We start from the raw sequence: 20423 nt of genomic DNA, 5'->3' as shown, positions 1-20423 counted from the left end.
TGGTTGTCGCTGGGTGTCGTTGGACGATATGCGACCTGATGAATCACATCAAATGATGAATAGTGATAGTTGACTTCACTGAAAATGAACCATCGCGTGACCCTGCTTCACTGGGAGAGATCGTATCCATCACCAATCATCATTTGATGTGATCGAGTAGCGGCCCTATCGTCCATCACAAGAAGTCCGCAGCGCCGCTGATAGCGGGGCATAAAGCGGAGTCAGGAAATCAGATGTTTTTCCATGGACGGAGACAAAAGAATGGAGACAACCGAACTCTCAGCGGTTCGAAGCACCTCATTGTTCGCCTCGCTGGTGCGACGGCGCAGGCGTTTCGTGATCGGGCTGACGGCCGCGACGCTGATTCCCTATTACGCGTTCATTCTCGTCGCGGCCTTTGTGCCAAAGCTGCTTGCGACGAGATTGCCGGGGGGAGGGGTGATGAATATCGGCTGGCCGATCGGCGTCGTACTGATCATCGGCACATGGCTTCTGACGGGTCTGTACGTTCGTCGCGCGAACGGCGAATTCGATGCGCTCACCGCGAAAATTCTGGCGGGAGAAAATCGATGAGCCGCGCACGCCAAAGCATTCTTTTCCTCTCTCTGCTGGGCATTGCATGTGCCGCCATGGCCGCGCCAGGTGCGCTCGAAAAGGTCGAGCGTCAGCCGCTTAACATCACGGCCATCGTGATGTTCCTGGTGTTCGTTTCCGCAACCCTGGCGATAACCTGGTGGGCTGCCGCCCGAACCCGGTCGATGAGCGATTTCTATACGGCGGGCGGCAGCATTACCGGCTTTCAGAACGGCCTTGCGCTGGCAGGTGACTACATGTCGGCTGCGGCGTTGCTGGGCGTGACCAGCATGATTTTCTTCCACGGCTACGACGGCATGATCTATGCGATCAGCTTTTTCGTCGCATGGCCGCTGTTGCTGTTTCTCTTTGCGGAGCGGATCCGCAACCTCGGTCGCATCACGATCGCCGACATCGCATCCTTCCGCCTCGACCAGAACCGGATTCGCACACTGACGGCGTGTGGATCGCTGACCGTGGTCTGTTTCTATCTCGTGGTGCAGATGGTCGGAGCGGGGCAACTCATCGAACTGCTATTCGGCTTGCCCTATCACTATGCGGTCATCGTGGTAGGCGTACTGATGGCGGTCTATGTCACCTTTGGCGGCATGGTGGCGACCACCTGGGTACAGATCATCAAAGCCGGCCTGCTCCTGTTCGGCGGGACGCTGCTGGCGGTGCTGGCACTCAGCCGGTTCAATTTTTCGCTCGATGCGCTATTCACGCAGGCCATTGCCGTGCGCGGCGCGCGGGTCCTGCTTCCGGGCGAACTGGTGGCCGACCCTGTGGCGATGATCTCGCTGTCCATTGGCCTCGTGTTCGGCACTGCAGGGCTGCCGCACATTCTCATGCGGTTCTTCACCGTTCCGGATGCCAAAGCGGCCCGCAAGTCCGTATTCGTCGCCACAGGGTTCATCGGTTTCTTCTTCCTGGTCGTTGCCGTTCTGGGCATGGCTGCCATCGTGATCGTCGGTCAGAACCCCGCCTTTTATGAAGCAGGGCAAATCGGCGGCAAGCTGCTCGGCGGCGGCAACATGCCGGTGATGCACCTGGCCCGCGCGCTTGGCGGCAACCTGATGCTCGGCTTCCTCTCAGCCGTGGCCTTTGCCACCATTCTGGCCGTGGTATCCGGACTCACAATGGCCGGCACCTCGGCGATTTCGCACGATCTGTATGTGATGGTGCTCAAGAAGAATCGCGCCGATCCGGCCGCTGAGCGCCGGGTATCCAGAATCGCTTCGGTGTGCATCGGCGTGGTCGCGGTGGTTCTTGGAATCCTGTTCAAGGATCAGAACATTGCTTTCCTGGTAGCGCTCACTTTCGGTGTGGCCGCCTCGGTGAATTTTCCGATCCTTGCGCTTTCGATGTACTGGAAGGGACTCACCACGCGCGGAGCGCTGGCCGGTGGTGTCACGGGGCTTCTCAGTTCGGTGGTCCTCGTCATTCTTTCGCCGGCGGTCTGGGTGAAGGTGCTGGGCCATGCCCATGCGATTTATCCCTACGAGTATCCGGCCATCGTGTCGATGAGTATCGCCTTCGTGTTTGCGTGGCTGGGCTCGGTGACCGATCGCAGCGCTGAGGCCGCACGGGAACGCAGCCGGTTTGACGACCAGTACGTTCGTGCGCAGACAGGGTGGGGCGCATCCGGGACCGCCGGTCACTGAATGCGATCGCGCGGCGGGCTTTGAAGCTTGAGGCTTGAGGCTTGGAGAGAAACATCCGCCCGTTTTTGGGGCGGCGCTGCCGGCATACCAATACAAGGACAAGGAGCAAGACATGCAACTAAGAGACAACGGCCTGAGGTTTTCGCCCGTCACGATTGTTCTGCACTGGGTTGTGGCGATACTGCTTTTCTCGATCATCGGTCTGGGCATTGCGATCGCACAGGCGGGCGACGATGTGCGGAAGCTGGAGTGGATACACGTCCAGAACCTGCTTGGCCTCTTTGTGCTTCTCGTCTCGACTTATCGGTTCTGGGCGCGAGTCACTTCGTATCATCCGTTGCCGCTCGGCACGCCGAACCCTGTCGAGGTGATCGCCAGCCGGTCGGTCGCTGCGGCGCTCGCGCTGGCGATGGTGTTGCTGCCGCTTGCCGCGTGGCTGTCCCGATGCGCGGCGGGGGAAATTGTGGGCCTCCCTGGAGGCTGGGTGATTCCCGCGCCATTTGGGCCCAATGCGCAGGCGCATCGGGTGTTCGCGTTTCTGTTCAATCTGGGCGCAACCGCTTTCCTGGGGGGACTCGCCTTGCACATCTTCGGTGCGCTTAAAAACCATCTGGTCCTGAAGAACGACGCCCTTAAACGGATGCTCGGTAAACACGTGGAGCTTTGAAACCATGAACGAATTCAAAACGGGATTCATTGGAAACGAGATCACCCGGCTATGCGGTGTGCGCTACCCGATCTTCCTCGCCGGCATGGCGGCGATCTCAGGGCCGGAACTGGTCGCCGCGGTGGCCGAAGCGGGCGGCATGGGGACGCTGGGCGGCCTGCGACTTCCTCCGCTAACGCTTCGCAAATGGATTCAGCAGACACGGTCGCTCACGGACCAGCCCTTTGGTGTAAATCTGGTTCCGTCTTTCGGCGGCCCCGAGGTCTTCGAAGCGCAGTTCCAGGTAGTCCTGCAGGAACGGCCCCGGATGCTGTCGCTGTTCTACGCCGAAGACTATGGCGCCGACATGATTGCGCGCGCGAAGGATGCCGGCATGATCGTCATGGTGCAGGTCGGCACAGTCGCTTTGGCGCGAATGGCGCTTGAGCGGGGGGCGGACATTATCGTCGCACAGGGCAGTGAATGCGGTGGGCACCTCAATCGCGGCACCATCGGGCTCCTGTCGCTGCTGCCGGCGCTATGCGATCTCGCACGAGGCCGGCATGTGCTGGCAGCGGGAGGGATCACTACACGCGACGATGTGCGCGTCGTGATGGAGCTGGGTGCGTCGGGCGTGCTGGTCGGTACGGCCTTTGTGGCCAGTGAGGAATCGAACGCGCATCCGCTGTACAAGCAGAAGATCGTCGACGCAACGGTGGACGATACGGAGTATCGAACAGGCTACTCGTTCGGCTGGAAATATGGCACTCCGCATCGCGTGATTCCCAATCGCGACAGGTGGAACCTTCTGCGTTTCGTCGGTGGCGGTGCCCGTATTATTGATAAGCCACGTATGGCGCAGAAACTTTCCCTGTATGCGGGCCAGGGCGTGGGCAAGATACACGGTGTGACGCCCGCGGCAGAGCGCGTCGCTGAACTGGCGGCCGGACTTCCGAAGCAGGCTGCCACCACGAACGCCAGAGAAATCGACTCGATCCGCACCCCGATGAGGCCGCTGCAGGTTGCGGTCGGCGGAACAGCCTGACTGTCTACAGGCCGTGAACCGGGTTCTCACCTGATGTCATTCACCTGTGAGCTTTGGGCGTTACGGTGCAGTTCGCGCCGGCCGGCGCGCCCCAAGGCTGCTTCACGACGCCAGGGCCGTGGCACGATCCGGGTCCGCCGGCTGATTGTCGGCAGCGCGGAGGATTGGGTGAAGCACCTCCACTTCGCCGTCGATCTGCGCAAGCTGATCGCGAGCGACCTCCATGAACGCGGCCAGCGCCGGTGTGGTCAAGGCATCGGCTCGACGAATGAAAACAGTCTTGACGTTGGAAAATTCTGCGGGCAACTGGTGGACGTGTAGTGCGTGTCGCGCGCCGAAGTTTTCAGCGATGGATCTCGGCAGCAGGGTAATGCCCATGTTGGCGGATACGCACGACAGAATGCCATCCAGCGTTCCGAGTTCCATCACCTGGTTCGGCATCAGGCCGACCTGATGAAACCAGTGCTCGAGTGTCGACCTGTAAAAACAGCCGGTGCGGAAAACGAGGACGGTCTGCTGTGGCATCGCTTCGATCAACGTGTCGAGCGAATCGAACTCGCTGCTGCTGACCAGAACCAGTTCCTCCTGAAAAATCTCGTCCTGCAGCAGGGCGGCATTCTGATGGAGTCCGCCGACAAAGGCACCGTCGAGACGGTGGCTCTCGATGGCTTTGATCAGCTCGATGGTTGTGCCGGTCAGAAGCGACAGTTGAACCTGAGGATATTTTTCCCGGTATCGGGTCAGCACCTGGGGTAGCCGAATGGCAGCGGTTGTCTCCATTGAACCGAGGCGCAGATGCCCGGCAGGGGTGATGGTGTCGAGCAGCGCATTACGGCTCTCGTCCGTGAGTTGCAAAATCCGCTGCGCGTAGCCAAGAAAGGTCTGTCCTGCCGAAGTGATAACGACACCGCTCTTTTGCCGGATGAACAGTTGCCGCCCCAACTCGGATTCGAGTTCCTTTACCCGCATGGTGATGTTGGACTGGACGGTATGCACCTTGTCCGCAGCGGCAGTGAAGCTGCCATATTCGGCGACGGCGCAGAAGATCTTCAAATGACGCAATTCCATGGCTACACCCTTTTATCATCAAGAGTGATGGCATCCATCGCTCATCATCACTTTACTGGATCGCCGGTGGGCGGCACAGTGGCACAAACACTTAGTAGAGCTTTATTAAAAAATGGCGACGATCTCAAACATCGAACATCTCTTCGCAGGCGGTCTCAAAAGCCTGGAACCGGAAGGTCAGCGCACCGGTATCTACAAACGTCGCGTGCACGGAATAGCGCGGGTCGAAGCGTTGGGTATCGTTGGCGACGAACATGGCGACCCCAGAGTGCATGGTGGAGCGGAAAAGGCCGTGCATCACTACGCGGCTGAAAACTACCTCCTGCTGGGCGAGGCGTTTCAGCAATGTGTGGAGTCGCTGGTGCCCGGCAGCCTTGGTGAGAATATTTCGACTCATCACATGACCGAGCGGGACGTGTATATCGGCGATGTGTACCGGGTTGGCAGCGTCGTCCTGCAGGTGTCCCAGCCGCGTAGTCCGTGCTGGAAGATCAATCATCGTTTTGGTGTGGAACGGATGTCGATGCTTGTCGCCCAGACGAGGATCACGGGTTGGTATTACCGGGTTCTCAGCCCGGGCAACATGCAGGTAGGCGACGACATCGTGCTTCTCGAGCGGCATACGCAGCGTTTCTCGATCGAGCAGTTCTGGCAGGTGCAGATGTCGCACCGGCCGTTGCTCGATGATCTTGCCGAACTGGCCGCTGTCCCTGGACTTGCCCTGGAGTGGCGGCGCCGGCTGGATCAGCGGGCAACGTGGCTGCGTGCTCGAGCCACTAGCCCTGCCTGAGCGAATCCAGGCGCGTGACGCACTCATCTGGGTTTCCTTGCGGATAGGTTCAAAGCACTAGAACGCTCATGACTGCCGCCACCACCAGCGCGCCGGACGCGGCTACCAGCGAACTGGAAAAGGTGTGGCTTTGCGCATGGAGCGCGTTGGCCGCCACCGGACCGGCGATCTGCCCGACACCATAAATCACCGTCATGATCGCCATCAGGTTGCCGCGAACCTTGCTCGCCACGCGCTGCGCCGCGGGCATGGCAATGGTTACCGTCCCCATGAACGTTCCGCCTACCAGCAGGGCACTGAGCAGATACCCGGCCGCGGATTGCGCGATGACCGGTAGAACGACTCCTACTGCCTGAAGGATGAGATTAATCAGTAATGCTGTACGTGTTCCGAGCCGCTCGTGAATCCGATGCCACAGGAAGCACGAGGGCGCGGCGCCCAGTCCGAACACCGCCCAGACATGGGCTGGGTCTACATTCGGCAAGGTGCTTCTGACCAGCAGCGGCAGGTAAGTGGCAGTGACGATGTAGCCCAGGCCCGCCAGGCCATAGATCACCACCAGCGGCCAGGGCTTGACCGTTTTTTGCGTGTGGGATGAGGTGCCGGCCGATGAAGCGATCGTCGCGGAGCCATGGGCCACCAGCCCAGGCGTGGCGGCCAGCCCGATGATCAGGCTCGTTACGCCGAGCAGCAGCCAAAGCCCTTTGCTGTGCAGTCCGGCATCGGCGCCCGCGACCAGAAGTTCGGCGGACACGGCGATCCCGATGCCCACACCCGCATAGAGCAGGGGTGCCCTGTGAAGTTGCCGGCGATGTTCGAGGAGCCAGAGTGAAGCCGCCACCATGGCGAGCGCGCTGAACACGCCGGCGATGCCGCGGACCGCCACAATCATCCAGGTTGCGTCCAGCACGGACAGAATGGCCAGGCAAAACGCCGTGCCGGCCATGGACCAGAGGCACAGGCGGTGCGCACTGTGGGCCTGGGCCCGGATCGCCAGCAAGGCGCCGAGCAGATAGCCGGCGTAGTTTGCGGACGCGGCGAGGCTGCCTCCATGCAGACTGAGCAATCCCTCTTCCACCATATGCGGATAGATGGCGGTGAATGCGAAACGGCCAAAGCCCATGCCGATGGCCATGATCAACGCTGCGTCGATAGCCGGGCGCAGATTGACGCTGGTCCGTGCTGCGATTGTGTTCATCTCTCAAACTCTCTTCATTTGATTCTGCAGGTTCTGGAAGGCTGGAACGTTATAGCCCGAACGCCACAGCAGACAGGTTTCGACCTGCCCGGCAGGCAGCGTCTTCAGACCGGTTGGAACCTTGGCTAGCTCAAGGACGCTTTTCGGCAGCACCGTGACGCAGGCGCCGGCGGCAACGCACGCGATCATGGCGTGGTAGGAGCCCATTTCCTGGACTTGCCAGCCAGGTGAATCAGGAATGCCGAGCAACTGTTCCGCGATGGCGCGGTACGAGCAACCCTGTGCGAACGCAGCCAGCGACCGCGTTCGGATTGCCCGAGGAGTGTCAGCGGACGCTTCGCTGGTGGGGGCCAGCAACAGCAGTTCTTCAAGCCACGCTTTTTCGGCGACCAGACCCATATCTGCCAGTGAGGCGTCATCGCCCGCTGCCGGCGGCAAGGCCAGGAATGCGCAGTCCAGTCTCCCGGTGCGGACCTGTTCCAGTAGCTGGCGCGACGGGCCCGTACTGACTTCAAGCCGTGTGGCCGGGTAGCGGGCATGGTACGCAGCGAGCACGGCGGGCAGACGGCTGGCGGCCGTACTTTCCATACAGCCCATGCGCAGGACGCCGCCATCGAGACCGCCCGTGACCACGTTACGCGCCTCCTCTTCCAACGCCAGCAAACGCTTTGCGTAGTCGAGAAAGCGCTCGCCGGCCGTCGACAGGCTGAGCCGCTTGCCGCTGCGGACAAAAAGCTCCACGCCTACATCCGCTTCCAGTTGCTGAATCCGCGTGGTGACATTGGACTGCACCCGGCCAAGGCGGCTTGCCGCGCGTGTGATGCTCAGTTCCGCTGCCACGATGCAGAAGATGTTGAGCGACTCCAGATCCATGTTGATCTCTAAAAAGAAATGATAGAATTATTTTATTCTCAATTAGAGAATTTGTCATCGTCACCGTTCAACCCGTTCCAGAACAGGAGTCGCCATGAGTTCGCTAAACCCTTTCATCGCACGACTTGGCATTGCGTTCCCCATCATTCAGGCGCCGATGGCGGGCGTCTCCACGCCGCAACTAGCGGCCGCGGTTTCCAATGCCGGTGGACTGGGCTCCCTTGGCATCGGTGCGAGCACGGCTGATCAGGCGCGCAAGATGATCGAGGAAACGCGCAGCCTGACGCGTGGGCCGTTCAATGTGAATGTGTTCTGCCATGCGCCTGCAGAGCGCGATGCGGCGCGTGAAGCGGCGTGGCTGCGGTACCTGGCGCCGCTGTTCGCGGAGGCGGGCATTGAGCCTCCGGCCGCGCTCAATGAGATCTACACGACATTTCTGCATGACGATGCGGTGTTCGATCTGCTGATCGAGCAGCGTCCATCGGTTGTCAGCTTCCACTTTGGTTTGCCGTCGGTGGATCGCATCAAGGCGTTGCGCGACGCGGGCATCACCACGTTGGCCAGCGCCACCAACCTCCGTGAAGCTGAACTTGGCGAGCAGGCTGGCGTCGACGCGATCGTGGCGCAAGGGATCGAGGCCGGCGGCCACCGCGGTATGTTCGACCCGGACGCTGTCGACGAACAGCTAAGCACCGCCGTACTGGTCCGCTTGCTGGTGCAGCGAACGAAGCTGCCGGTGATTGCTGCGGGCGGCATCATGGACGGTCAGGGAATCAAGGCGGCGCTGGACCTCGGCGCGGCTGCCGCGCAACTCGGCACCGCTTTCGTTCTGTGTCCCGAATCGGCGGCCAATGCCAGCTATCGCGCCAATCTCAGGAGCGCGCGGGCGGCAGCCACCCGGTTGACGAGCGTGCTGTCCGGCCGGCCAGCACGCGGCATGGTCAATCGCCTCATCGCGTTCGGTGAATCGTTGGGCAGTCCTGTGCCCGCCGCGTATCCGGTCGCCTACGACGCTGCCAAGCAATTGAGCGCGGCTGCAGCGAAACTGGGCAACCATGAATTCGCGGCGCAGTGGGCGGGGCAGGGCGCGCCGCTGGCGCGCGAGCTGACTGCCGCGCAACTGGTTCAGACGCTCGTTCAGGAATTGCAAGGCTGATGGCGGTGCGGTGATGCGTTCCACAAAGCACGCTCTCGCCGCACCAACCGTGGCTGATTTTTTAGCGTGAAATAACAGACGCGAGGTCAGGTTTTGAAAAATCGCAGAGCCGCCTCGCGAGATCGGCCACCATCGAGTAGAGCGGCGCAGGACCGTCGTTGCGGTAGATGGCGTAGTAGCGCACCGCGGGCAAGCTTTGCGTGGAATGCAGCACGTTGAGCAGGCCCTGCTCGGCAAGATCGGAGAAATACAGCGCGGGCAGATAGCTCACGCCGAACCCCGCCACCGTGAGCGAACTCAGCGCGATCAGACTATTGCCGGCAAAGGTGCGTTTAATCGCGAGGTTTTTCGATGCGAACCAGCGCTCGTAGATGGCGTCGACCCCCGACGTGCCGATCTGCATCAGAATCGGATAACTGGCAATTTCTTCCAGCGAGAGTACCCGCGAGGCCTCGATCAGCGACGGGCTCGCCATCCAGTGGAGCTGAAGTTTTTTCAACGGCACCGACGTAAAGCGCGGATCCTTGAGCACCGTCGGCGCGATGATGAAATCGACCTCGCCGCGCAGAAGCCTTGCAGCAAGATTGGCGCTGACGTCGATTTCCGGTTCGAGAGAGACGCTCGGATAGGTCTCGCGAATCTCGTGTACGAGTCGCGGCAGGAACGTCAAGGCGATCAACTCCGTAATGCCTAAACGAAAGTGCCGCACGACTTCCACTTCTTTGCCCATGCGGTCAAGTAACCGGTCACGGGCCTGCAACATCTCCTCCGCCGCTTCGAGCAATTCGCGGCCTTTCGCGGTGAGTTGGACTATCCGCCTGCTGCGGTCGAACAGCGAGACCTCGAAGAACACTTCCAGTTCGCCGATGCGCTTTGAAATGGCTGACTGCGTTGTGTACAGGCGGTCTGCCGCCGCGCCGAACGTGCCTAGTTTGGCAACCCAATAGACGGCTTCCAGTTGTTTGAGCGTTAGCATGGTTTCACGCGCATCGAATATTTCCCCGCCTCGGATAAGTGCATCTGTCACGCCGTCGACCTATGAATTTTATTCCTTCTTCGCGATGCCGATTACTCCCCATACGATTTATTGTGGTTTGCGATACTGGTTTCAGCGGTCGGGTTTGAGGCGGCCCGAAAGACCGTAGCAGCGTGCAGTCAGTATCGGGTGAGGCGGCTTGCGCGTTGCGCAAGACGGTATGTCAGCCCGTTGTCAGCCCATTCCGAATCGCCGGATCAACGACATGTCAGGAAAAACTCTTTCGGAAAAGCTGTTGTCTCTCAACTCGGGACGCAGCGTCAATGCGGGCGATATTGCAATCTGTGACGTGGATTGTGCAATGGGCACCGACGGCTCCATTCCAATGGCCATGGACTACTTTGCAGCGATGGGCGCTTCGCACGTTCGCTCGCCTGAGAAACTGCTCTTTGCACTCGACCATTACGCACCCGCGCCGAGCCCGAAGGCCGCCATGCTGCAGGCGAAGATCCGGCGTTTCGCCCGTGAGCAAGGCATTCCGTTGTTCGATATCGGTGAGGGGATCGGCCACCAGATCGTGGTGGAGCAGGGGCTTGCTGCGCCTGGCCGGCTTCTCGTGGGCGCTGACAGCCACGCGGTGACCTACGGCGCCGCGAACTGTTTTGCAACCGGTATCGGCTCCTCGGATCTGGCGGGCGTGATGATGACCGGAAAAGTGTGGCTCAAAGTGCCACAGTCGATCCGGATTACCTTGCATGGCGAATTGCCGCTCGGTGTCTATCCGAAAGATCTCGCGCTTCATCTCGCGAAACTGCTAGGCGCGGATGGCGCGGCGTATCAGACGCTGGAATTTCATGGCGACGGTCTCGAGACACTCGATTTCGAAGATCGTCTGGTGCTCGCCAATCTGTCCGTCGAAATGGGCGCCAAGAATGCCGCATTCCCTTTCGACGCGGCCTGCGAGCGGTACCTCAGCGGGCGCGTCGAGGGCCCGCTGGAAGGTCTCTCCGCGGATGCGGATGCTGTCTATAGCCGAACCCTGGAGATCGATCTTGCGACCTTGTGTCCGTACGTGGCACTGCCGCATAACGTCGATCACGTTACGCGCCTCGATGAAATAGGCAACGTGCCCGTGCAGATGGCATACCTCGGCACGTGCACGGGTGGCCGCGCGAAAGACTTTCGTCAGGCGCTTGCGGTATTCCGGAAATTTGGCAGGCCCGCTGCGGGCGTGCAACTGGTGGTCACGCCCGCGTCGCGCGAGGTGCTGATCGAGTTGACTCAAGGCGGCGAACTGGCCGAATTGATCGCATTGGGCGCCATTATCGTCACCCCGGGTTGCGGCTCATGTTGCGGCACGGCCGGTGCCATTCCCGAAGACGAGGCGAATGTGATCTCCACGGCTAACCGGAATTTCAAAGGGCGCATGGGCAACGCAAGCGCCAATATATTCCTGGCGTCTCCGGAAGTGTGCGCTGCGAGCGCTGTCGCGGGTCAGATAGCCAGCCCGCAAACCCTCTCTGGGAAGCGATAGAAAGATGACGCCACGCTCCATCAAGGGTGCCGCGCGCCGCTTTGGCGACGACATCAATACCGACTACATCATCTCTTCGCGACGCAAACGGGAATCGCTCGATCCGGACGTTCTGAAGAACTATCTGTTCGAGACCATCGCGCCTGATTTTGCTGCCTCGGTGCGTACGGGCGACATCCTGGTTGCGGGCAAGAATTTCGGCTGCGGTTCAGCAATGGAAGTCGCCGTGACGGCCGTGATCGGTGCCGGAATCCGGGTCGTGCTCGCACAAAGCTTTGCGCGCACCTACTTTCGCAATGCCGTCAACAACGGACTCTATCCAATCGAATGCGATACCAGCCAGATCGCGGGCGGCGATGCGCTGGAGATCGAGATGGGGCCGCGCATCGTGGTGCGTTGTGCGCACAACGGTCGCGAGATCGAGGCCGCACCCATTGCGCACGACATTCTGAAGATCCTCGACGCCGGCGGCCTCGTCGCCTATCTGCGCGAGCATTCGACGCTTTAATTTTCATTGTCATCTGGATTAGAACTCATGAGCCATCCCTCCATGCCGGGCTTTCGCATCATGCCGATGCCGGCGCCGATCCGCCAAGACATCATCGAACGCTTTCAGTCCATCGTTACGCCGCATATCAGCGACAACATGCAGCGGCTGTGTGGCGTGATCGGGCTGAAGTCCTACCACCGCCAGAAGAAGCTTGTGGGCCGTGCTGTAACGGTCAAGGTAAGGCCAGGCGACAACCTGATGATTCACAAGGCGCTGGATATGGCCGAGCCTGGCGATGTCATTGTCGTCGACGGCGGCGGTGAACTCTCGCAGGCACTGGTCGGTGAATTGATGCAGATGCATGCACAAGTACGCGGCGTTGCGGGTTTCGTCATCGACGGAGCCGTGCGCGATGTTGCCGCGTTTTATGCGGCGGACTTCCCGTGCTTTGCCCGAGGCAACACGCATCGCGGCCCGTTCAAGGAGGGGCCGGGTGAGATCAATGTGCCGGTTGCGATCGGCGGCCTTGTGATTGCGGCCGGCGATCTGATCGTCGGCGATGAGGATGGTCTCGTGGCGGTTCCCGCCGAGCAGCTTGAAAACCTGCTGGTTGCCGCCACTGCGCAGGCGCAAAGGGAGCAGCAACGCAAGGAAGCGATTCTCGCCGGACAGGACAAGCGCGGTTGGATCGACACCTACCTGAAGCAGAAAGGCGTCATTGCCTGAGCACTTATTCACGTTGTCACGAGAGACCAGAATGAAACTGATTGCCAGCCGTATGGAGCGCATCAAGCCATCGCCGAGTTCAATGGCGACTGCACGCGTCAAGGAACTGCGCGCGCAAGGCCGGGACATCATCGGCCTGACGTCCGGCGAGCCGGACTTCGATACGCCGCCGCATATCGTCGAAGCCGCCTATGCGGCGATGAAGGCGGGCAAGACACGTTACACGGTGGTGGACGGTACGCCCGAACTCAAGCGTGCGATACGCGAAAAGTTCGAACGCGAGAACGGACTGATTTTTGCGCAGGATGAGATTACCGTAGGAAACGGCGGCAAACAGGTCGTTTTCAATGCCTTCACGAGCACCGTGGAGGAGGGCGACGAAGTCGTGATTCCCGCGCCGTACTGGGTGTCCTATCCGGATATGGTGCTGCTGAACGGCGGGCAGCCGGTAGTGGTTGAATGTGACGTGGACAGCAACTACAAGATGACGCCCGCCCAGCTCGAATCGGTCATCACCGGGCGCACCAAATGGGTCGTGCTCAATTCTCCCTGCAATCCGACGGGAGCGACTTACACCGAAAATGAACTCGTCGCGTTGGGCGAGGTGCTCGGCCGCCACCCCCATGTCTGGGTCATGACCGATGACGTCTACGAACATCTTGTTTACGACGGTCTGAAATTCGCCACGTTTGCCCGCTGCAATCCGCATCTGCGCGAGCGCACGTTGACGATCAACGGTGTGTCGAAGGCGTTTGCCATGACCGGCTGGCGAATTGGTTATGCAGGCGGCCCGAAGACGCTTATCAAGACCATGGCCAAACTCCAGTCGCAAAGTACGAGCAATCCGTCCTCCGTGAGCCAGGCCGCGGCACTCGCCGCATTGACCGGATCAACCGATTTTCTCGCGGGCTGGCGCAATGAATACCAGCGGCGGCGGGACCTCGTCGTGGAAAGTCTGAATGCGATTGACGGTCTGTATTGCCCGCGTCCTACCGGCGCGTTCTATGTCTATCCGTCCTGCGCGGGCGTCATCGGCAAGCGCACGCCCGATGGCCGGGTAATCGGCAGCGACACCGATTTTGTCATGTACCTGCTGGAAAGCCAGGAGGTCGCGGTGATTCAGGGCGCGGCGTTCGGCCTTTCTCCGGCCTTTCGCATTTCGTTTGCCACTTCCTTCGAGCAGCTCGAACTGGCGTGCCAACGGATTGCTGTCGCCTGTGCGGCGCTGCGCCCGTGATGGATGGGCGAGGCGTGCGTTGTTCAATCTCGGGGAGAAGAAAGAAATGACTAGTCTGCCTTATCGCGCCGCTGCCGTGATGCTGCTCTGCGGTGCCGCACTCGGCGCGCACGCGCAGGATCTGACAGGACGGCTCGCATCCATCAAGGCCAGAAACACGATCGTGCTTGGCTATCGGGAATCGTCGGTGCCGTACTCCTACTACGACAACAACGAGCGCGTGATCGGCTATTCGCAAGACATCGCGCAGGAGATCGTCAAGCAGATCAAGGCGGAGATCGGTGCACCGGGCCTTCAGGTGAAGATGATTCCGGTGAACGCGCAGAACCGCATCGCGTTGATTCAGAACGGCACGATCGATCTCGAGTGCGGCGGGACGACGAACAACAAGGAACGGGCCCAGCAGGTCGATTTCTCCAACACCATCTCGGTGACAGAAACACGGCTGCTGACGAAAGCAAACTCGGATATCCATTCGTTTAACGACCTGATCGGCAAGACGGTCGCGGTCACCACGGGGACGACATCCGAGCGCTACCTTAGAACTTACATTCAGCAGAAGAACGCGAACATCACGATTGTCGAAGCACGGGACCACAGTGCGTCGTTCCTGAATCTTGAAACCGGCCGCGCCGCTGCCTTCTTCATGGATGCGGACGTGCTCGCCAGCGAACGGGCGACCGCGCACCGCCCTGACGACTACGTCATTACCGGAGCGCCGCAAACCCACGAAGCGATCGCATGCATGCTTCCCAAAGGCGATGGCGCGCTCAAGGCAGTAGCCGACCGGACTATCGCACGGCTCGAAACAGACGGCCGTGGCCAGGCGCTTTACACCACGTGGTTCATGTCGCCGATTGCGCCCAAGGGCATCAACCTCGGCTTACCGATGAGCGACGCCCTGAAGGCCGTCTTTTCACATCCGAACGATCGCCCGATGGACGACTAACGGTGCAGGCGTTCAGCGCCGGCATTCCGCGTTTCTTCTTTTGTGATCGGGAATAACCGGTACACCTGCGTCGAAGTCCGGCGCCTTCAGTCAGGAGACAGCATGGACACCATCGCCGAACACCGGCGCGTTCAGCCAGCGCGCAGCAAACCACGATTAGGTTTCGCCTGGCAGATTGTGATTGGACTGGTAGTGGGTATCGCCATCGGGATCGTACTCAATTTCAATCCCGAGCTCCGGGAGTCGATGGTTAGCGGTTTATTGCAGCCGGCAGGGGACATTTTCATCAAGCTCATCAAGATGATTGTCGTTCCTCTGGTTTTCACCAGCATCGTGGTGGGGATTGCCGGCGTGGGCGACGGTAAATCGCTTGGACGCATTGGCCTGAAAACGCTGGTCTATTTCGAGGTTATCACGACCGTTGCCATCGTCATCGGCCTTGCGGCGGGTAATGTGCTGCAGCCTGGCGTGGGCGTGGACATGTCAAAACTTGGACATGTCGACGTGTCGAAGCTCCAGCAGATGACCCAGCAGGCGCAGGGACATCACGGCTTCATGCAGCTCATTCTGGGGATCATTCCGGAGAACATCTTTAGCTCGATGGCGAAGGGTGACCTGCTGCCGGTGATTTTCTTTGCCGTCATTTTTGGACTTGGCCTGCAGTCGGTGCCGGAGGAGTTGCGCAAGCCGGTGATCTCAACGTTCAAGGGTGTCGCCGATACGATGTACAAGGTCACCAACATGGTGATGCGCTATGCCCCGATTGGCGTGTGTGCGCTGATTGCTGTGACGGTGGCGAGTTTCGGGTTCGGCTCCCTGCTGCCGCTGCTGAAGCTTGTCGCCGTGACCTATCTGGTCATCGCATTGTTCGCGCTGGTGGTTCTTGGAATAACGGCACGGATCTTCGGTTTCAACATTTTCGTGTTGCTGCGCATGATCAGGAGTGAACTCCTGATCGCGTTCTCGACCTGCAGTTCCGCGACCGTTATGCCGCAGCTCATGAGAAAGGTGGAAGACTACGGTGTGCCGGAGAGCATTACGACCTTTGTCGTGCCGGCGGGATATACGTTCAACCTCGACGGCGCAGCGATTTACCTCGGAATCGGCGCGCTTTTCGTCGCGCAGTTGTACGGCATCCATTTGGGCTGGCAGCAGCAGATCCTGTTGACGCTGACAATGGTCGTCACATCCAAAGGCGTCGCAGCGGTACCAGGCATGATGTTCGTGACCATGCTTGCGACCCTCACCAGCGCGGGATTGCCGCTTGAGGGCTTGCTGTTGATCGCGGGTGTCGACCGGTTCATGGATATGGGCCGCTCCGCGCTGAACGTGCTGGGTAACACGATTGCGCCGCTTGTCATCGCCCGATGGGAGGGACGCTACGATCAGGCGAAGGGTGCGGCGTATCTGGCGACGATGGATAAATAAAGCCGTGGATGAGCGCGGCCGCACCGTGTCCGGATGATGCCGTTCGGCACAAACCTCTGTGCCGAACGGCATGATCCTGAGAACGCCTCTAGAACGCCTGGACGATTCCAATCTGCACGCCCTTGGCAGCCGCGCCCGGGTAGGCGAGTGCAAGACCGGCATTGGCTGCGCCAGCCAGACGATATTGTGCGGCGCCTCGGTTGTCCAGCCACGAGAGTGCCGTGTAAATGTTCATGCGTCTGGATAGCGAGTAGTTGAGCATCGCGCTGTACTGAGCCGCATCGTTGCTGCCGTTGCGGTCCTGCAAGAAGGTATAGCCCAGCGCGACATAGGCGAACGGCGAGAAGCTCCAGCGCCCCGAGACTTCGTAGCTGCGGATGTCGATGCGCAGATCGTCCCAACTGGCCGAAGCGTAACCCGCATAAAGCCGTACTGCGCCGAAGTCGTACGAACCGCCGGCGAAGGTGGCGCGTTCGGTGCTGGTCGCGGTGGCATTGCGAACGCCCTGCGTGGTGTACACCGCCGAGATCGCCCGGTTGTCATAGGTCAGCGCGAACTGGTAGTTCGATCCGCCTGAGCGAAAGCCGCCGGCATCGCCGAGACCGAGGTAGCCACTCGCCTGAAAACCGGCGAATTTTGGCGAGAAGTACGAGACGGTGTTGCTGGTGCGGTAGGTGTACACGCTCAGGTTATTGATGCCCGAGGCCTGGGTCGCGCCACCGAATGCGTCGAGCCGGCCCTCGTTGAGGAACAGCAATGAATTCTGTCGCCCCGCGCGCACGCTTCCCCAGTTTCCCGAAGCGCCGACCCATGCCTGGCGGTTGAACATCGAACCTGGCGTGGCGAACGTGCCATCGTTCGAGTTGAAGCCATTTTCCAGCGTGAAGTCGATCTTGTTGCCGCCGCCTATGTCTTCCGATCCGCGAAAACCGATGCGCGTGCCGTACTGGCCGCTGCTGTTCATCGCGGCGGTGTAACCGTTGCCCGTGTTCACGTATTGAACGAAGGTATCGACCATGCCGTACATGGTGATCGACGATTGCGCGTGTGCGCTCGATGCGGCCAGGATTGGCAGCACAAGTAGTGGGGCGAAGCGTTTCAAGTTGTCTCCTGCGTCTTTTTAGTAGTATAGGAATGCGAAATATATAGACACGTCATGCCCCCGGATAAGGGCATGACGTGGATCAGCGGCGAATCAGTCGGTGGAGGGAGAGAACTGCGTCCAGTGCCCCGGGCGGCTTGTTTGCTGCTGATACGTTTCGACGCTATCGGCAGCGAGTCCGAGTACCTGCTCGACACACTGTCCGCGCTCGCCGAGGTAGGCGTCGAGTTCGGCGATTGCCTCGCTCAGTGCTGCGTAGCCGCGGGTGAGCACCGCTGAGGTCATTTCGGTCGCAGCCGCGCCGGCCAGCAGAAAGCGCGCGACATCGAGACCATTGCGCGCGCCATTCGTCGCGATCAGAGGAAACGTCGCGCCCACGCGGCGGCGCGTGAGCGAGATCCAGCGCGCCGTGAGCGGCAGTGCCCAGCCGCCGCCGACTGCGGCGTTCGTGCCGAGCACGGGGCGTTGCGTGTCGAGATCGGGCAGGAAACCCATGAAGCGGCCCATCAGAATGACGGCGTCCGCACCGCCCGCCTGCGCGGCAGCCGCGATTCCCGTGACGTCTTCGCTCTGGCCGGTCAGCTTGATCCATAACGGCAGCGTCGTGCTGGCACGCAGCCGCGCGACGATCCGGGTAATGCGCTCGGCGTCGCGCTCCAGCCGGATCGCGCCTTGCGCCGCTTCCTCGCCGTGCGGCGCGCCGATATTCACTTCGAGCACGCGCAACCCGGCCTGTTCGATCTGTGCGGCAAAGCGCGCGCACTGTTCGAGATCGCTCAGAATCAGGCTCGGAATCACGTAGCTGCCACTTGTGCGCGCTTCGCGATCGAGCGCGGCAAGCTCGTCGATCCAGCCGTCGAAGCTGCGTTGCAGGAGGCCCGAGCGACAGAAGAGCGTGGCGTCCTGCGAGCCCGCTTCATGCCACTTAACGGGGTTCCAGTGTCCGTCGAGCAGCGCGTAATCAGTGCGGTCGAGCTGATCCTTCGCGGCTTGCGATTCGTTCGTCGATTTGGCGACGACCGCGCCCGCGCCGTGGCGCAGTGCGGCGCGAATCGCATCGGCGGTCATCGTGTGTTCGCCCGCGCCGCAGATCACGGGGTTCTTGAGGACGAGTGCGCCGACGCGGCTCTCCAGTCGGTTAGTTGTCATGCTTTGGGTTTGTTCCCTTTCTTGCGATGCGCCGCGAGCGTGTGTTCGTACGCATCGCCGTTCATGCGTGCGCTGAGCGCCGCGGCGGCGGTCTGGACATGCTGGAGCATCGTCGGGTCCGGCGGCGAGACGACCTCGCCACTCGATCCGACGATGCCGATCGTTCCCAGCACCACGTTGTTCATGCCGAAGATCGGGCAGCACAGCGCGTTGATGCCGAACGTGACTTCGCCATCTGCGTCGTCGTAAAGACGCGCGCGTATCAGTTTCAGGCGCGCGGCGAGTTCGACGGGGTCGGTCATAGTGTTCTGCGTAAGCGGCAGCATCTTGCGGCGCATCACACGCTGCTGGCTCGCTTCGTCGGCGAACGCGAGCACGATGCGGCCTTGCGCCGAGCAATACGGCTGCACGCGATTGCCGGGTTTCACCGAGATGCACACATTCGCCTTCGACTCGACCGTCGCAACGACCAACGCCGTATCGTTCGTCGCGACCGAAAGCAGGGCGGTCTGACCCGTCGCGTCGCGAATCTGCGTGAGATACGGATCGGCGAGCGTGCGCAAGTCGAACTGCTCGCTGGCCGCCGCGCCGTAAATCACAAGCCGCGCGCCGAGGCGGTATTTCTCGCTGATCGGATCCTGCTCCACCACGCCGAGCTGGCGCAGCGAAGCGAGATGCCGGTACACGCGCGGTTTCGGCTCCTCGACGATCTGCGCGAGCTCGGTAACCCCCATTGGCCGGCGCGCCGACGATAGCTCGTCGAGCAGCCTGAATACGATCCCGACCGATTCCAGCACGGTCGGACCTTCACTTGCTTCCTGAATGCGTGCCTTCTGTGTTGCCATTGATTCGTTCTCCGGTTGTGGCCCGGGGCGGTTCAGATTCCCATCAGCCGGGCGGCATTGCCTGACGTCATTTTACGGATGTCCGCCTCGCTGTAGCCAATGTCGAGCGCCGTGCGTATCACGCTGCGGAAACCGTCGCCGATCGTCGGGTTGCCTTTCTGTCCCAGATCGGAGCCGAGAATCGTCAGATCGACCGTGCCTGCCTCGATCACCTGACCGAGGAAATCGGGATCGTAGAACTTGAATTTCGAGCCCGGCACCCACATGCACATCGAGTGTTCCATGAAAACGCTTTCGCTCGCGAGTTGGCGCATGTGATCGAGCGTGGCGTCGACGACGTAGGTTGGGTGATTCACGAGCAGGCGTTTCACGCCGCGTTTGCGGGCTTCCTCGAAGAGCGGAAAAATCTCGGCAATGTTGAGGTGGCCGCCCGAGAGCACGACGTCCGCTTCGGCAATCAGGTCGAGAATCGCCAGCACTTCATCCTTGAGCTTGCCGTTGTCGTCGAGCACCGTGAGCGGAATCGGCTGCAGCATGCGCTGCGTCGTCTGGGGAAATTTCTGGTCAAACTGCTTGTCCTGATGATGGTGCTCGATGTGGTTCTTCGACGAGAACGTGGGCATCCACACGAGATTCGCGCCGAGTTTCAGGCCGTGCTCGACCGCGTGCACGTTCAGCCCGCCGACTGCATTGTTAAGCGGCACGCCCGAGAGCACCTGCACGCCGGAATCGGCGAAATGCTTGTTGAGCAGATACGAAACCGGTGTGCACGAGTAGTAGTGATCCTTCAGCAGCACGGCCCTGAGACCGGCGGTGGAGGCTTCGCGGATCGCCTCGATGTGATCGAGGTAGCGGGCCATCACGGATGGTCCGCTGTGGCAATGCAGGTCGATCGCACCTTGCATGAGGCGGTCGATTTGCGCGTCCTGTTCGGTCGTGTCGATTTCAAGTGTGGTGTCGTTCATGGGAATTCC

The 20423-nt window shown here is 60.7% G+C and carries 20 protein-coding genes; 12 read left to right on the top strand and 8 right to left on the bottom strand.

Going from position 1 to position 20423, the window contains the following annotated elements; all coding sequences use genetic code 11:
• Positions 1 to 261 precede the first annotated feature (261 nt).
• The 4 genes from GH665_RS12370 to GH665_RS12355 all read left to right on the top strand — a co-directional run bounded on the left by GH665_RS12370 (position 262) and on the right by GH665_RS12355 (position 3928).
• Positions 262 to 573: a DUF485 domain-containing protein gene (locus GH665_RS12370; RefSeq protein ID WP_153136097.1), complete on the top strand. Its 312-nt coding sequence runs from the start codon at positions 262 to 264 to the stop codon at positions 571 to 573.
• A complete protein-coding gene (actP, locus tag GH665_RS12365; protein ID WP_153136096.1) occupies positions 570 to 2237 on the top strand; it encodes a cation/acetate symporter ActP in 1668 nt (555 codons plus the stop codon). Before GH665_RS12370 ends, actP begins: the two co-directional genes overlap by 4 nt.
• Positions 2238 to 2349: 112 nt before the next feature.
• On the top strand, positions 2350 to 2904 hold the full coding sequence (locus GH665_RS12360) for a cytochrome b (RefSeq protein ID WP_153136095.1): 555 nt from the start codon (positions 2350 to 2352) through the stop codon (positions 2902 to 2904).
• A 4-nt stretch (positions 2905 to 2908) separates the two neighbouring features.
• Entirely contained in the window at positions 2909 to 3928 is a 1020-nt protein-coding gene (locus GH665_RS12355) for an NAD(P)H-dependent flavin oxidoreductase (RefSeq protein WP_153136094.1), read from the top strand.
• A gap of 102 nt (positions 3929 to 4030) precedes the next feature.
• Here the strand turns inward: GH665_RS12355 and GH665_RS12350 are convergent, their stop codons facing one another.
• Positions 4031 to 4996 (bottom strand): LysR family transcriptional regulator, encoded by a 966-nt coding sequence (locus GH665_RS12350; protein ID WP_153136093.1) that lies wholly within the window; start codon positions 4994 to 4996, stop codon positions 4031 to 4033.
• Between the two features lie 112 nt (positions 4997 to 5108).
• On the opposite strand from GH665_RS12350, the gene GH665_RS12345 reads away from it, so the two are divergent.
• Positions 5109 to 5786: an MOSC domain-containing protein gene (locus GH665_RS12345; protein WP_153136092.1), complete on the top strand. Its 678-nt coding sequence runs from the start codon at positions 5109 to 5111 to the stop codon at positions 5784 to 5786.
• A 49-nt stretch (positions 5787 to 5835) separates the two neighbouring features.
• Here GH665_RS12345 and GH665_RS12340 read toward each other — a convergent pair whose 3' ends face one another.
• Together GH665_RS12340 and GH665_RS12335 are read right to left on the bottom strand one after the other, a co-directional pair.
• A complete protein-coding gene (locus GH665_RS12340) occupies positions 5836 to 6984 on the bottom strand; it encodes a YbfB/YjiJ family MFS transporter (RefSeq protein ID WP_153136091.1) in 1149 nt (382 codons plus the stop codon).
• A 3-nt stretch (positions 6985 to 6987) separates the two neighbouring features.
• Positions 6988 to 7857 carry a LysR substrate-binding domain-containing protein gene (locus tag GH665_RS12335; RefSeq protein ID WP_153136090.1) on the bottom strand — a complete coding sequence of 290 codons (870 nt, stop codon included), beginning with the start codon at positions 7855 to 7857 and terminating at the stop codon, positions 6988 to 6990.
• A 94-nt stretch (positions 7858 to 7951) separates the two neighbouring features.
• Here GH665_RS12335 and GH665_RS12330 point away from each other — a divergent pair, with 94 nt between their 5' ends.
• Positions 7952 to 9013, top strand: a complete 1062-nt coding sequence (locus GH665_RS12330; protein ID WP_153136089.1) for an NAD(P)H-dependent flavin oxidoreductase — start codon at positions 7952 to 7954, stop codon at positions 9011 to 9013.
• A 61-nt stretch (positions 9014 to 9074) separates the two neighbouring features.
• On the opposite strand, the gene GH665_RS12325 is transcribed toward GH665_RS12330, so the two are convergent.
• The gene (locus tag GH665_RS12325; RefSeq protein ID WP_153136088.1) at positions 9075 to 9989 is read right to left on the bottom strand and encodes a LysR family transcriptional regulator; all 915 of its coding nucleotides are present in this window, start codon (positions 9987 to 9989) and stop codon (positions 9075 to 9077) included.
• A gap of 265 nt (positions 9990 to 10254) precedes the next feature.
• Between GH665_RS12325 and GH665_RS12320 the strand changes: the two genes are divergently transcribed.
• The 6 genes from GH665_RS12320 to GH665_RS12295 all read left to right on the top strand — a co-directional run bounded on the left by GH665_RS12320 (position 10255) and on the right by GH665_RS12295 (position 16353).
• The gene (locus GH665_RS12320) at positions 10255 to 11523 is read left to right on the top strand and encodes a 3-isopropylmalate dehydratase large subunit (protein WP_153136087.1); all 1269 of its coding nucleotides are present in this window, start codon (positions 10255 to 10257) and stop codon (positions 11521 to 11523) included.
• A gap of 4 nt (positions 11524 to 11527) precedes the next feature.
• Positions 11528 to 12031: a LeuD/DmdB family oxidoreductase small subunit gene (locus tag GH665_RS12315; RefSeq protein ID WP_153136086.1), complete on the top strand. Its 504-nt coding sequence runs from the start codon at positions 11528 to 11530 to the stop codon at positions 12029 to 12031.
• A 27-nt stretch (positions 12032 to 12058) separates the two neighbouring features.
• Entirely contained in the window at positions 12059 to 12739 is a 681-nt protein-coding gene (locus GH665_RS12310) for an RraA family protein (protein ID WP_174771715.1), read from the top strand.
• A gap of 31 nt (positions 12740 to 12770) precedes the next feature.
• The gene (locus tag GH665_RS12305; protein WP_153136085.1) at positions 12771 to 13976 is read left to right on the top strand and encodes an aminotransferase class I/II-fold pyridoxal phosphate-dependent enzyme; all 1206 of its coding nucleotides are present in this window, start codon (positions 12771 to 12773) and stop codon (positions 13974 to 13976) included.
• A gap of 46 nt (positions 13977 to 14022) precedes the next feature.
• Positions 14023 to 14925, top strand: a complete 903-nt coding sequence (locus GH665_RS12300; protein WP_425496034.1) for a transporter substrate-binding domain-containing protein — start codon at positions 14023 to 14025, stop codon at positions 14923 to 14925.
• A gap of 102 nt (positions 14926 to 15027) precedes the next feature.
• A complete protein-coding gene (locus GH665_RS12295) occupies positions 15028 to 16353 on the top strand; it encodes a cation:dicarboxylate symporter family transporter (protein ID WP_153136084.1) in 1326 nt (441 codons plus the stop codon).
• Between the two features lie 88 nt (positions 16354 to 16441).
• On the opposite strand, the gene GH665_RS12290 is transcribed toward GH665_RS12295, so the two are convergent.
• From GH665_RS12290 to GH665_RS12275, 4 genes are all read right to left on the bottom strand, one after another.
• A complete protein-coding gene (locus GH665_RS12290) occupies positions 16442 to 17455 on the bottom strand; it encodes a porin (protein ID WP_246216196.1) in 1014 nt (337 codons plus the stop codon).
• A 93-nt stretch (positions 17456 to 17548) separates the two neighbouring features.
• Positions 17549 to 18604, bottom strand: a complete 1056-nt coding sequence (locus GH665_RS12285; RefSeq protein WP_153136083.1) for a beta/alpha barrel domain-containing protein — start codon at positions 18602 to 18604, stop codon at positions 17549 to 17551.
• On the bottom strand, positions 18601 to 19449 hold the full coding sequence (locus tag GH665_RS12280) for an IclR family transcriptional regulator (protein ID WP_153136082.1): 849 nt from the start codon (positions 19447 to 19449) through the stop codon (positions 18601 to 18603). Before GH665_RS12280 ends, GH665_RS12285 begins: the two co-directional genes overlap by 4 nt.
• 32 nt (positions 19450 to 19481) lie before the next feature.
• Positions 19482 to 20414 (bottom strand): DUF6282 family protein, encoded by a 933-nt coding sequence (locus GH665_RS12275; RefSeq protein WP_153136081.1) that lies wholly within the window; start codon positions 20412 to 20414, stop codon positions 19482 to 19484.
• Positions 20415 to 20423 lie beyond the last annotated feature (9 nt).

Source organism: Paraburkholderia agricolaris (assembly GCF_009455635.1).
GTDB classification, from domain to species: domain Bacteria; phylum Pseudomonadota; class Gammaproteobacteria; order Burkholderiales; family Burkholderiaceae; genus Paraburkholderia; species Paraburkholderia agricolaris.
Note: the sequence above shows the minus strand (reverse complement) of the source record. Positions and strands in the feature narration are given on the sequence as shown.